Source organism: Mucilaginibacter ginsenosidivorax (assembly GCF_007971525.1).
Classification (GTDB): domain Bacteria; phylum Bacteroidota; class Bacteroidia; order Sphingobacteriales; family Sphingobacteriaceae; genus Mucilaginibacter; species Mucilaginibacter ginsenosidivorax.
The window spans coordinates 1,573,213-1,587,686 of record NZ_CP042437.1 but is presented as its reverse complement, the minus strand read 5'-3'; the positions used below and the strand labels follow the sequence as shown (position 1 = coordinate 1,587,686).

Here is a 14,474-nt window from a genome sequence, read left to right as displayed (position 1 = left end):
AAAATGATAATACCTTATTTATAAATACCTTATTAATATCGTTCATTTAACGTTATATTAACGGTTCTAATTAATTATAATGTATGAACAAACCTTTACTTACGTATAAGCTGTATTTTTATATGCGGTACATTGTTATATGCGCTGTATTGGTTGTTACGCTCCCATCTCCCGGCATGGCCCAGGCCAATCACATACAGGCACTCTTAGGCAAACTCAATGCAGCAAAACAAGATACCGACAGGGTAAACCTTTATTATTCAATTTCCAGGCAGTACTGGGGCCGAAACGCCGATAGCGCTCTTTTAATGGCGCAAAAATCGCTTGAACTTGCGCAAAAAATCAATTTTGAAAAAGGTATTGCACTGGCTTATGTTTCAAAAGGCGTGGCCCTTGGGTACAAAGGCAAGTGGCCCGAAGCATTGGAATGCCATTTCAGGTGTTTACGCATCAGCCAAAAGTTAGGAATGGAAGGGTTAACGGGGAATGAATATAATAACATTAGCGGCATGTACATTAGTATTGAGGATTATTCAAAGGCGCTTTACTATAACCGGCAGGCTTATAAAATAGCGCTTAAACAAAACGACCCCACACATGAGGGAGTAGTGAGCTTATTGATAAACTTAGGCGAGATATTTAAGAAAAAAGGCCAGCCCGATTCTTCCATACTATATAATACCCAGGCCCTGGTAATAGCTAAAAGGGGGAAAAATCCCATCAACACCACCGTTGCATTGTATAATATTGGCGAAAACTACGTAACCAAAAAAGATTACGAGCGGGCACAGGTTTATTTTTATAAAGCGCTTGCTATTGCTCAAAAAAACGGCGACGATGAAGATGTTGCTTATTGCCATAACGGCCTGGCGCTTACCAGTTATTATACAGGTAACTACAATGCAAGCATGCAATATGCGCAACAGGGCCTGCAAGAAAGTAAAAAATCGGGTATTATTGAACTTATTGCAACTGCTTATCAAGTACTGTATTTAACCAATCAAAAAAAAGGCAGTTATAAAGAAGCGCTATACTACCGGAACCTTGAATTTGCTTTAAACGACAGCCTGAAAACCGCCGAAAAAGAAAAAGTTATCCGGAATATACAATCATCCTATGAGCTGGAACAAAAACAGCGGCAAATTGACGTATTGAATAAAGATAAGGTTATAGGCCAAAAAGAGCTGGAAAGGGTACGAATACGGCGCGATTTGTTAACAGCAGGGGCCATATCGTTACTTATATTCGCTTTTGTGCTGTTCAGAAGTTACGCGCAGAAACGGAAGCTTAGCGAGCAGCTGGCACGTCAGAATAAAGATATAACAGCGCAAAATATGCAGCTGGAAGAACTGGTACACGTAAAAGACAGGCTGTTTTCTATTATTGGGCACGATTTGAGGGGGCCTATCTATACCATCAGCCATATGATGGACGTGATAAAGGGAGATGAGTTATCCAAAGAAGAAAGTAAGTTTTGGGTCGGTAAAGTATCAGATACCCTCACAATAACTGCGCACCTGGTCGAAAACCTGCTGTACTGGTCAAAAAGCCAGATGGACGGTATCCAGGCTAACCCCGCTTGTTTTAATGTGCAAAGTGTGATTGAGCAAAACGTAACCCTGCTTAAAGAGCGGGCAGCCGAAAAAGAGGTGAAAGTAACAGGGGTGCAACTTACCCGGCCCGAAACCGTTTATGCCGATGAAATAATGATAGATATTGTGATCAGGAATTTAGTGGAGAATGCGGTGAAATTTTCAAAAGCTGGCGATACAGTTACAGTGAGTGCAGAGCAAAAGGAATCGGTCACTATCATCACCGTGAAGGACAATGGCAAAGGTATTCCGGAGGAAGCCCAGGCCAGGATATTTGATAAATTTTCGTCATACACAACGTATGGTACAGCCAGCGAAAAAGGCAGCGGGCTTGGCCTTTTATTATGCAAAGAACTGGTAGAAAGAAATAACGGTACCATATGGTTTGAAAGTAAGGCTGGCGTTGGCAGCTCGTTTTATTTCAGCATCCCATCATTAAACAATTAAATTAAGCAGGTTATAAAGTGTTAAAATAGATGTGTGCCAACGGGTGTACAAAAAGTATGCTATGGGTGTAAATAAATGTACCAAAAGTGCTTATAAATGGCAATAAAGTGCTGCTTTGTATGCGCTTTTTGCCTGCCGGCCGTATGAGATTGCAATTGGAGCGGGCGGTTAAGCGCATGGAGGGAATGACAAGATCATGCCGGCGTTCGGTTGTTCCAAAAATAGCCGGTGTTTTACCCAAATCCGAACACGTGTGAAAAGTTAAAATATTGATTGTCAGTTACTTGTTGTTTTGATAGAAAATGTATCCGAACACTTAAGTGTTTGATTTATAATTGTTTATGCTGCTTCCGGCCCGAACACCCCTGTATTCCTCTCAAAAACCGAACACCTGTATAACAGGGGCCGGTATAATTTTATCCTTAATGCAACGTTGTGTATATTTGCACGTATACACTCCTGTAAAATTTAAATGGAACCAGCCCGCAACAACTTTCACTTCGAGGACCTGCTGAACAGGCACCATTTAAAAAAAACAGCCCCGAGGCTCCGGGTATTGTCCATGATGTCGGCCCGTAACGCAGCCACCTCACAGCCTGACCTGGAGAGTGTTATGAACGATATTGACCGGGTTACCTTATATCGCATCCTGAATGCTTTTGAAGAAAAAGGCATTATCCACAAGGTGTTTGATTTAAATGGCACGGCTAACTACGCCCTATGCTCATCCAGCTGCGATGAAGGCCACCACCATGACGAGCACCTGCATTTCAACTGCACCCAATGCAAAAATGTATACTGCCTTGATGATTTGCACCTGCCAGCCATAACGCTGCCACCAGGTTTTGAGCCTCAGGGCTTTACACTATACGCAACCGGCCTGTGCCCCAAATGCAGTAAAAAGGCGGTAAAAAAATGAGGGGTTTTAAAAAGTTTTTTTCGGTAGCAATCATCAGCTTAGGGCTTTGCCTGTGGTGTTGTTTTAGTTTGCGTGCCCAGCAAAGGGACACCATTCCGGCCACCTCTGGCTTCCGCTTTAAAACGGTAATTATTGATGCAGGCCATGGCGGCAAAGACCCTGGTGCCCGCGGCTCATACTCGGTTGAAAAAAATGTTACCCTGGCAATAGCCAAAAAATTGAAGCTTTATATTGATACCGGCATGAAGGGCATTACCACGCTAATGACCCGTACCGATGATACTTTTATCCCCCTCAATCAACGCTCAAATATAGCCAACCAGGCGCATGGCAACCTGTTTGTTTCTATCCACTGTAACTCATCGCCCGAGGGAAATGCGGCTTCGGCCCATAAGCGTAAGGGGGTGTTGTTGCTGGTTTACGGTTTCCACAGGCTTAAAGAGCAGGAGGAGGCCGTGCGTGAAAACGCATCTATCTTCCAGGAAAAAGACTACAAACAAAACTACGAAAGCTATGATGAAACCGACCCGTCAAACGCCATTATCCTGAATGCCTATATTCAAAAATACCGCAAACAAAGTATCCTCTTCGGTGATTTGCTCAATGCAGAATTCACAGATTTTGATGGCCGCCCAAGCGAAGGTGTGAAAGAGCAGGGTGTATTGGTATTGGCCCATAGCGCTATGCCCGCCGTACTTATCGAAACTGGTTTTATTAACAATCCCGAAGAAGAGGATTACCTCAACTCGCCCGGCGGGCAGGATGCTATCGTGAAATCTATTGTTACAGCTATCAACAACTACCGTAAGGCAATTGGCAGCCTGTAATTTTCATCTTTACTGTGTAAATACTTATAATCAGCTATATTAGGCTCTGCAAATTCCTATTTATGATAAAGCTGATACCCTCATACGAATTTCTGTTAACTACGCTAAGCCTGATATTAATTGCCGGTTATTCATCGGCACAAATAAAACAGCAGGGCGTTATACCGCAGCCTCGTAAAATTACCAAAGGGGTGGGGGCGTTTATATTTTCAGATATTACAACAATAAACCTGGTTGATCATGTGAACGCCGAAAACTTCGCATTTTTTAGGCGATACTTAAAATCGGTTTCGGGCGATAGTTTATTGTTTAACAGCAAGAAGCTATTTTCGGATATCAGTATCAGTATAGATACTTTACAAATACCGCAGGAAGAGGGGTACCGTTTAACGGTAAGGCCAAGACAAATTATCATTACAGGGCACGACGAGGCGGGTATATTTTATGCCTTGCAATCGCTTATGCAACTCATTCGTACCACTAATGGCAAAGCTGCCGTACAGGCTTGCACCGTTGATGATTATCCCCGTTTTGCGTACCGGGGCATGCTTTTAGATGTAAGTCGCCACTTTTTTGCTGCCGATGATATCAAAAAGTGGATTGATATGCTGGCCCTGTACAAGATCAATACCTTTCACTGGCACCTCACCGACGACCAGGGCTGGCGCATCGAAATAAAAAAGTACCCGCTTTTACAAAGCATTTCGGCCTACAGGGATGAAACCATAATAGGCCACAAGCGTGATAGCCCGCACCTTTTTGATGGCAAACGGTATGGCGGTTACTACACCCAGCAGGAGGTTAAAGCCATCGTAAAATATGCAACAGACAGGCATATCACCATTATCCCGGAAATTGAAATGCCGGGGCACGCGCTGGCGGCATTGGCAGCTTACCCGCAACTGGGTTGCACGGGCGGCACTTATAAAACGGCTACTTATTGGGGCATTTTTGATGACGTATATTGTGCCGGTAACGATGAAACCTTTACCTTTCTGCAAAACGTACTTGACGAAGTGCTGCCACTGTTTCCTTCAAAATATATTCATATTGGTGGCGATGAATGCCCCAAAACTAAATGGAAAACTTGCCCCAAATGCCAGAAACGCATTAAGGATGAGCATTTAAAAGACGAGCATGAACTGCAAAGCTATTTTATAGGCCGCATGGAAAAATATCTGAACAGCAAAGGCAGGCAGATTATTGGTTGGGACGAGATATTGGAAGGCGGTTTAACCCCCGGCGCAACAGTAATGAGCTGGACTGGCGAGGAAGGCGGCATAGCAGCTGCCAAACAACACCACAATGCCATCATGACGCCCGAAAAATATGTTTACCTGGACTATTATCAGTCGTTATATCCGGGCGAACCCATAACAGCCGGTGGCTATACCCCGCTAAGCAAAGTGTACAATTACGAACCTTTAACAAAAGAATTATCCGGCGATGAAGCCAAATACATCAAAGGCGTGCAAGCCAATGCCTGGAGCGAATACCTGCCCAGCCCCGCCCGGGCCGAGCGGCAACTGTTCCCCAGGATGCTGGCGTTGGCCGAAGTGGCCTGGTCGGCTAAGGAAAATAAGGACTATGATGGCTTTTTGAGGCGGTTAAGGTATGAGCAGCCGATGCTCAAAAAGCTCAATATTAATGCGGCTTACACTTTCGATGAGATAACCGATAACGTAAGTGAAACCGCAGATCACCAGGTATCAATTGGTTTAACTACAACTTTGCCTAATAGCCGGATCATGTACACTACAGATGGCTCGATACCTGGTTTATACAGCAAATGGTATAGTAAGGCCCTAACTATAACCCACTCGGGTACGCTAAAGGCAGCCGTTTTTAGCCACGGCAAATTAGCAGGACGGATATATGAAAAAGGCTTTAGAATCCACAAAGCTATCGGTAAAACTGTAACACTTGCCAACCAGCCGCAGGGAGCTTACAACCCCGGCGACACTTTCGGCTTGGTAAACGGTGTTTTCGGCAGCAAACTATACAACGACGGCCAATGGTATGGCTTCAACGGCAATGACCTGGATGCCGTGGTCGACCTGGGTTCGGTTCAAACAATATCACAATTAGGCATCAATATTTTAAAATACCACTGGCAAAAAATGTGGGAACCAACACTGCTTACGTTTGAAGTATCTGCAGATGGAAAAAACTATACCGAAGTTTACCGCCAAACCGAGTTTAAGGCCAACGGCATTAACACGGTAAAAGCTGATATTAAACCCACCCAGGCACGTTATGTAAGGTTAAAGGGCATCAACAAAGACATTATCCCGCCTGGCGAATATATTGCCGGCGCCAAGGCGTGGTTATTGGTAGACGAGATAGTTGTGAACTGATGAGTTATTTGAGAATTTGAAAATTTGAGGATTTGAAAATGATGGAGATTGTTTTCAATGGATAATCATCCGCACATTGTCCCATTTTCATTTTCAAATTTTCAAATCCTCAAATTTTCAAATCGATCATCCGCACTTTTTTTCATATTTTTATAACCAAACGCCAACATGTGCGTTATGTTCAAATAACAAAGTTTAATCAATTGTTATTTATGTTTACAGCACTGCAAGTATAACTCAATGAGCAAAGTATTTACAATTACCGAAGGTTTGGAGAATATGGGGGCTTTGCGAACGGGCGGACAAGGCTCTGTTTATAAAGGCAGGCGCTATGGCCCTATCATTACAGCGGTAAAATTATTACCCACCCCAATCCATACGGAGAGTACCGACGATAAAAATTTCAGAAATTTTCAGAACGAGGTTGAAAAACTAAAAAAGGTAAACGAAGAGCCGAACCCCAATGTGGTCAAAATCCTCAATTCGGGTATTACGGAAAGCGGCTCGTTCCCCTTTATCGAGATGGAATATATTGATGGTCCCGATCTGGAAGACTTACTTAAGCCACCGCATGAGGCCATTTTTACCATCAAGGAAATCATTAAACTGGCCGATCAACTGGCCAACGCACTCTCGCATTGCCACAAGGTATCGGTTAAACATGGTGATATTAAAAGCAATAACGTAAAGTTCAATATCCATACGGGTAATTATGTGCTGCTTGATTTTGGCCTTTCGGCTATGTCTGACGATCAGCGCCGAACCAGTATCAGGCATGCCGGGGCTATTGAATTTATGGCGCCTGAGCAAAATGAAGGGCTGATGTATTTTCAGACCGACGTGTACAGCTATGGCATTATCCTGTATGAATTGATTGGCGGCCAGGTACCTTTTCCGCTTAATGATAACGGCGAAACCTCCCGCAATGCGGTAATGCTGGCCCATATGGAAAAGCAGGTTCCGGATGTAATGGAACTGCGCAAAAAGAATTTACCTGCGGGTTGGACTGAGGAAAAGAAGCAGCATGAAATGCAGGTGCCTGCATGGCTGCTTAAAATTGTTGCCAAATGCCTTGAAAAAGAGCCCGAAAACCGTTATGCCAATGGCATCGAGCTGCAGGAGGTTTTGGTATATAGCAGTATATCGGCAGTAAACAGTACAGATGTTGACGATTCCTGGAATGCTTCGGTATTGTTAAAAGAAAATGAGCGCCTGCAAGGGTTGTTACTTTATTACCAGGAGGCCGAAAGTGCAAGGGGCGTGCATGTTGTAAACCCCGGCACCGAAACGCCTGTTGTTGTAGGCAAGCATGCGGTACGCATTTCTAAACCGCTGTTTATTAGTTTAATTGTAGTGTTGGTTGCCTTAACCGGGTTTTCGTCTGTTATGGCCATTAAGCATCGCAAGGGCATTTACAATACATTTTTTAAATCAACAACGCCGCCAAGGGATACGTTAAGCCAGGGTAGTACCCAGGCCAGGCCAGATAGCCAGGTTAAAAAGGATACCCATGAAGAAACACAGCCGGTTAACAATGATGGCGCTGCCAGCATTCCGCCCGAGGTGGATTCATTGGCAGATTCTATACTTCGTGGCGTAAAACACAAGTCTAAATCCGACCCGCAGTTTTACCGTGATAGCATAAAAAACGCTGATACATCAAAGTTGAGTTTTTAGTTAATGATAATTAACATCTAAAAAAGATTTACCTAATGGAATCTAAATCTACATTTTGGCAAAAAATAGGTCTGCAGGACTGGTTTCTGCCGAATGGGAAGGCCGCCGCGGTGGCTGCTGTAGCAAATAAAACGCTCACTCCCGATGATGTTTACATGTACATCACCGAAAAATTTAAAGAGTCTATCACCCAGCTTTCGTTTGCCGACAGGGTTGTTTTTTATCACGAATATATTATCAGCTTTAACGAAGAAGACTACCAGGAGTTTATCAACAACCGTTCGGGCTTGTTTGGCATTATTGTACATGAATCGGTAAAAAAGTTTTATGAACTGCTGCGCGAACACCAGGAAGTGGGCAAAAAGGTTGAACCATCAAGTTCAAAATGGGTGTTCAGGCTGGTATCACATCCCGATTATAAAAAGGGAGACAAGGGCTTTATAGGCAAACTGTTGCCCGGGAGCAATAAAAAAGAAGAAAACCTGCGGGTAACCTTTATACCCCGCCATACCGGTGTTGCCCAAACTTTAGATATCAGCAATGACATTTTAAGAGGCTTTACCTATTACAGCGAAGGTTATTACGAACTACCTTACGCTAACGACTTGCATTATAATGAAAAGGACGTGGTAAAACCCGGCCAGGCCGTATTGGCCCGGTTGGATACCATTATGCCCGATAAGCAGTTTGTAGGCCGTAAGGTGGAATTCCTGATGAAAAATGAAGATATTGTAGTATCGGGCAACGAAGAAACGCGCGAAGACGCTGCCGTGTTTAAAATTCCGAGCGATTGGGTAAATACCCCGCACCTGCGCATCCGCATGAATAAAGCCGATGGCAAGCTCTATCTATCGTCATTTGGCGAATTGACCATGATTAACGAGCAGGAGATTACCCGCAGCGATGTAAACTCGCCACAATGGGTGGAATTGCCTTTTAACTCAAAAATATTGCTGAATGGCATCATAGGCATCAACATATTTAAACCCGAAGCGTAATGTCACAAATATTATCAATAGGCTTACTGGCAATATGTGTTTTGCTATTGCTGGCCCATTTTATCGACATAAAAAGATCAAGCCATGGCAAATAATTTTTTTGGACTAACCGATACCGGCAGGCAGCGGGATAATAACGAGGATGCCTTTATTGCCCAAAAAGCCGATGATGGCAATTTTATTTTGGCCTGTGTAATTGATGGAGTTGGCGGATATGTAGGCGGCGAGGTTGCTGCCGAAATTGCGCGCGAGACCATTATTAAAGATCTATCGTACATCGCCGGCAATGTGAGCGCCTTGTTGGTGAATACTTTTATTGATGCCAACAAACAAATTTATGATAAAAAAATAGCAGATAAGGAACTGCAAAACATGGCCTGCGTACTTACGCTTGCGGTGGTGGACCTGGAGAATAACCAGTTTCATTACGCCCACGTGGGCGATACCCGTTTGTACTTGCTGCGCGATAATTCGCTCATTAAAATTTCAAAAGACCACTCTTTCGTGGGCTTCCTGGAAGATTCGGGCCGGTTAAGCGAAGAAGCCGCCATGGATCATCCTAAGCGCAATGAAATTAACAAGGCGCTTGGCTTTGACCCTAATATTGCTAAAGAAGCCGACTTTGTAGAAACAGGTCATTCGCCGTTTTTGCCCGGCGATATGTTATTGGTTTGCAGCGATGGCCTTACCGACCTGGTTGATAAAAACCTGATAAAAAGTATCCTGACCGGCGCCGGCGAATTGGAAGATAAGGCAACTAAGCTGATACAGGCAGCCAATAATAAAGGCGGCAAAGATAACGTAACCGTGGTGCTGGTACATAACAACAAGGTGCCGCGTGTCCATAATGTAACCCGGCCGGTGGCTTCGGCTAAGGTTGCCGAAGAGATTATTGATCCTAAACATCGCCCTAAATTACACGATGGGCCCGAAACTGTGCCTGTAAAGCAAAAAAGCAACCGAACCGCTGTTGCTTTGCTTGCCATATTGTTATTGGTAGTTTTATGCGGATTTGTGTGGCAATACTGGATAAACCAGCAGCTAAAGCACGACGAAACAAAACCGGTAGTCGCCAGGCCTGTTACCAGGCCGAAAAGTGCGGGCGAAATAAAGCTACAGGATACGCTGAACAAATTAAAAGGAAACACCCTTATACTTTCGGCCACTGACTTTAAGGAGCCCATAGTTTTAAGCGATTCCATTTTTATTGGCAGGGATAGCCTGTACATAAAGGCAAAAGGAAAAATTGTTTTTAAACCCGATTCGGGTTATAAAGGTGCGGCTTTCATGCTATCGCCAAAAAGTAAATACGTGGTGCTGGATAGTGTGGCATTTGATGGCTTTAAAACCGGAGTTATTACACATAACGATGCCCTGGTATTAAAATATGTACAGTTTATTAACTGCGTAACGCCTGTGCAAACCACCTACCTTTTCCCCGATAAACAATATGTGTCGGGCAGGTTGTTTGGCGGTATGTTCAAGATAGATTCGTTACCCAAAGCCATCAAGCACTAATGGATAAGGGCACACCCAAAGTTCCCGGCAGGCGGTTGGAGCGATTGTTTTTATTGCTTACCGGTATTTTGCTGGCCATGCTTTTTGGCCGGTTATATATGGTTTTGCAGCAAAAATTTACGGATGTTGATAAACGCCTGCAGGATGGCACCATCGTAAACCTGAATGCCCCAAACAGGGCCAGAAATGTAGCCGCATTGCTAAAAAAAGGCTACTATTTTGATGACCCGAGAGATGTAGACTATATTCAGTCTGTTATTGCCGCCAAGGCAAACGCCGCTGGCGCTTTTGATAATGCGGGCGAACTGAATAAACGCAAATACTATGTTAATGCCGATGAGGCAATAGAGCAGGGCGGCGAATCGTTCAGGCAACGGGTGTTGGATTCGCGCGAATTGCTGGGTTATACCGGTAATGACTCCATCCGGTTTAGCCAGGAAAAAAATCACCCGCCCGAAATTCCCGCAGAGAACGACCTTGGCCTGGGCGATTATAGCATTAGCGGCAAAATAACCCACAAAGAACAGCCGGTTGCCGGTGTTTTAGTAAGGCTGAATATGATATTGCCCAGAGACAGTATTTATTCTGATGAGGAAACAGCTGCTAAAAACACTACCACCGAAAACTTGCCAGCAGCAAAAAAAGTATTCGTCGCCAATGCCGATAAAAAAAGACAATTACAGTCGCTTACGGCATTTGCCCGAACCGATGGCAACGGCAATTACGAGTTTAAAAATTTGCCCACCGATAAGGCATTTGAACTATTACCCTTGCAGCCAGGCTTCGAGTTTGGTCGCTCACAGGGTGTGGTTGAACTGGATGGCGACAAGAAGATAAATTTTGTGCAGTCGCCACATAGTATTAAGCTGCTGTCGACCCGTGATTTCAATATTCTTAAAAAAGAGGAAGCATTTATTGTACGTACCATCGACGATTTTAATACATGGTATTGGATTATTGCTGCCAGCTTTTTCGCCGGGTTTATTGTTATCCACATCCTGTTAAGCTACCGCTATCCGCAGGCCGATCAAATTATATTACCCCTGGTAATGGTACTTACCGGGATATCTTTTCTTACTCTGTTAAGCCTGCAGGATCCGTTAAGGGATAGGTTTTTAGCAAAAGATACCCTCATTTACCTGGGCATAGGTGTTGGTATTATTTGCGTTATGCTGTTCATTAATCTGCGCAAGCTAACTGCCGATTCGGGTTTATACCGTTTGCTGGTTTTTAAACACACGCGCAGCGCAGCAAATGGCTGGCCTTGGGTTGTTGTGGCCATGGGCATTTTGTTTAGCACTATTTTGTTTGGTACCGGGCCCGAGGGTAGCGGGGTGAAGGTAAATCTGCTGGGTTTTCAGCCAAGCGAGATTGTAAAATACCTGGTAATTATTTTCCTGGCCGGATTTTTCGCCGCTAACGAAAAGTTTATAAGCCAGTATGCCAGCTGGAGCAAGCGCTTATCGTTCTTCTCGTCGGCGCTGATAGCCACGCTGGTTACGTTGTTGCTGTTCTTGGTTTTAGGCGATCTGGGGCCCGCCATGGTAATCTGTTTTACTTTTATCATCCTGTTCTCTTTCTCCCGTGGCGACTTTTTGCCAATGGCTGGTTTTGTAGTACTTTATGTGCTTATTACCTGGTTTTTTGATAATGTTTGGCTAAGTGCCGGTGTTACTTTTGGTATATTAGGTTTGGTTGGTTTTTGGAAACCGAAATATCTGAGCGAATCGGCCGTAATGGCGCTTATTGTGATCAGTGCTTTTTTAACCATCGACAAAATTCCGGGATTAGATAAAATTATACCCGGCCCTGTCGAACGATTGGTTGAACGCAAAGCAATCTGGCAGGATCCGTGGAATAACGAAGTATACGGTGGCGACCAGGTAGCTAACGGCCTTTGGGCTATGGCCGGGGGCGGTTTAACAGGTGAAGGTGTTGGCCAGGGCTTTGCTAAAACCATTCCCGAGGCGCATACCGATATGATTTTGCCATCAATAGGCGAAGAGTTTGGCTGGGCAGGTATGGCAGCTGTATTTATATTATTCCTGCTGTTTTTACACCGGTCGATAATTATTGGGCGACAAACAGGTACCCCCTTGTTGTTTTACTTAAGCGCCGGTATTGGCGTATGTACCTTTGTGCAGTTTTTGCTGATAGCCGGTGGATCTATAGGGGCCCTGCCTTTGTCGGGCGTATCGTTGCCGTTTGAAAGTTATGGCGGTTCGTCATTGGTAATTAATTTATTGGCCACCGGCTTTTTGCTGTCGGTATCGTTGGTAAAAGGCAGCCAGGTGCAAATGGACTATATTACCAAGCAGCAGGATAAAAACCTGGTGCCCGCTTTGGCTGCGGCATTAGCCGGGGTGGTGCTGTTAACTGTAAATGTATCGCGTTACAGCGCCGATAATAAAAAATGGGTGGTGAAGCCCGCCCTGGTTGCCGATAAAAGCGGCCTGCGGATGTTTAGCTATAACCCCCGTATTGCTATCCTGATGAACAAGCTGCAAGCCGGATCATTATTAGACAGGAACGGATTGATCCTGGCTACCAGCAAACCCGAACTTATTGCGAAGCAACAGAAAAAACTGGCTGTGGCGGGCGTAAAAGATTATAACCTCGATTCGGCAGTGCACAAGCGGCTGGAACGGTTTTATCCCTTTGAAGAACAGATGTTTTTTTGGACGGGCGATGTAAATACCGGTGTATTTAACGGCAGTACCAACGGCTACTTTGCCGAGTATGAACACGCGGCCGAATTACGTGGTTTTAAAATGCCCATCAGCAGTTATAATGTAAAAGCATCGCGCTACCAGGAAGACAGGTTTTTGCCGCGTGGGGTAAAGGAAATGACGGTAGCTAAAAAGGACTATAGCGAACTGGCTCCGTTACTGTTGGCCGATATTAACGGCCCCGAAGTAGCCGCATTTAGAAACCGCAACCGGGATGTTAAGCTGACGATGGACGCCGATTTGCAAACAAAAATCCAACAGTCGATTGCAACTGATACATCTTTGTATGATAACCGGGTGTCCGTTGTAGTGATGGAGGCCAACACTGGCGATGTGCTGGTATCGGCACAGTACCCCCTGCCACCGGTTCACAACTGGGATCAACTAACGATGTCGCAAGCCGATCAGAATAAACTATCCAACTGGATGACCACTACTGATCTGGGCTTCACTTATGCCTCACAGCCGGGTTCAACAGCCAAAGTATTAACAGCCATGTCGGCATTTAATAAACTGGGTATTGATGCATCTAAGGTAACCTACCATGTAAGTATGGAAGAGCGGATCCGTACCAAAGGTATCGAGCCGGACGAAACCGGTATCATTACGATGGAACGCGCTATTGCCAAATCAAACAACGTGTATTTCATTAAGCTGGCTAACCAGCAACATTTGGAAGAGTATATGGTAAACCTTTATATGAAAACCGGGATGTTTTTGCATGGCGTGGGCGGCTATTATTATAATAAACCTGCCGAAAACGATGCCCAGGAAGAAAAGTGGCGTAACCTATGGCGTAAAACCGAGTTTAACACCAAACCCCGGTATGATCCTAACAATATTCACAAAACCAGGGCTAAAGGTATTTCGGGTATGGCATGGGGGCAGGGGGAGCTCATTGCTACCCCGGCATCTGTTGCGCGGCTGGTATCTGGTGTGGCCAATAATGGTGTGTTATTAGCCAATCGGTTTGTATTAAATGTTGGCAAAACAAAAATGCCCGTAAAGGCAGGTATTACCCTGGCCGACAAACCAGATTATGCTGCCCTGCTGAAGCAATACATGATAACGCAAAGCGCGCCAAAGGTGCCCATACTGGGTATAGCGGTTGCAGGTAAGAGCGGTACGCCCGAGCGTATTGTTAAAAATAAAAGCGTTAACGATGGCTGGTATGTGTTTTTTGCGCCAGAGGCAAACGGAAAAGGCAATATGGTTGTTTGTATCCGTGTAGAATCGACCAAAGGATCGTCAGATGCGGTACATTTAGCCGGGAAACACGTGATTCCTTTCCTTTTGGAGAAGGGCTATATGAAGAGTATTACCGATGAGGTGGTGAGTGGTGAATAGGGAGTGGTGAGTGGGATTGCAGATTTAGGTTTCTTTTTTAGGATTTAGAATTTCAGACTTAGA

8 protein-coding genes are annotated in these 14,474 nt (G+C 44.7%); all 8 read left to right on the top strand.

From position 1 onward, the window contains the following. The first annotated feature begins 83 nt into the window (after positions 1–83). Positions 84–2,039, top strand: a complete 1,956-nt coding sequence (locus FSB76_RS06555; RefSeq protein ID WP_147052835.1) for a tetratricopeptide repeat-containing sensor histidine kinase — start codon at positions 84–86, stop codon at positions 2,037–2,039. Positions 2,040–2,511: 472 nt separating this feature from the next. Further along, positions 2,512–2,958: a Fur family transcriptional regulator gene (locus FSB76_RS06550; protein ID WP_147052834.1), complete on the top strand. Its 447-nt coding sequence runs from the start codon at positions 2,512–2,514 to the stop codon at positions 2,956–2,958. Continuing rightward, positions 2,955–3,785, top strand: a complete 831-nt coding sequence (locus FSB76_RS06545; RefSeq protein WP_147052833.1) for an N-acetylmuramoyl-L-alanine amidase family protein — start codon at positions 2,955–2,957, stop codon at positions 3,783–3,785. Before FSB76_RS06550 ends, FSB76_RS06545 begins: the two co-directional genes overlap by 4 nt. Positions 3,786–3,847: 62 nt before the next feature. Continuing rightward, positions 3,848–6,142, top strand: a complete 2,295-nt coding sequence (locus tag FSB76_RS06540; RefSeq protein ID WP_147052832.1) for a glycoside hydrolase family 20 protein — start codon at positions 3,848–3,850, stop codon at positions 6,140–6,142. A 240-nt stretch (positions 6,143–6,382) separates the two neighbouring features. Beyond that, on the top strand, positions 6,383–7,819 hold the full coding sequence (locus FSB76_RS06535) for a serine/threonine-protein kinase (protein ID WP_147052831.1): 1,437 nt from the start codon (positions 6,383–6,385) through the stop codon (positions 7,817–7,819). 35 nt (positions 7,820–7,854) lie between these two features. Then, the gene (locus FSB76_RS06530) at positions 7,855–8,817 is read left to right on the top strand and encodes a hypothetical protein (protein WP_147052830.1); all 963 of its coding nucleotides are present in this window, start codon (positions 7,855–7,857) and stop codon (positions 8,815–8,817) included. Positions 8,818–8,901: 84 nt separating this feature from the next. After that, positions 8,902–10,335: a PP2C family protein-serine/threonine phosphatase gene (locus tag FSB76_RS06525; protein ID WP_147052829.1), complete on the top strand. Its 1,434-nt coding sequence runs from the start codon at positions 8,902–8,904 to the stop codon at positions 10,333–10,335. Beyond that, positions 10,335–14,411 (top strand): FtsW/RodA/SpoVE family cell cycle protein, encoded by a 4,077-nt coding sequence (locus FSB76_RS06520; RefSeq protein WP_147052828.1) that lies wholly within the window; start codon positions 10,335–10,337, stop codon positions 14,409–14,411. Before FSB76_RS06525 ends, FSB76_RS06520 begins: the two co-directional genes overlap by 1 nt. The last annotated feature ends 63 nt before the right edge of the window (positions 14,412–14,474 follow it).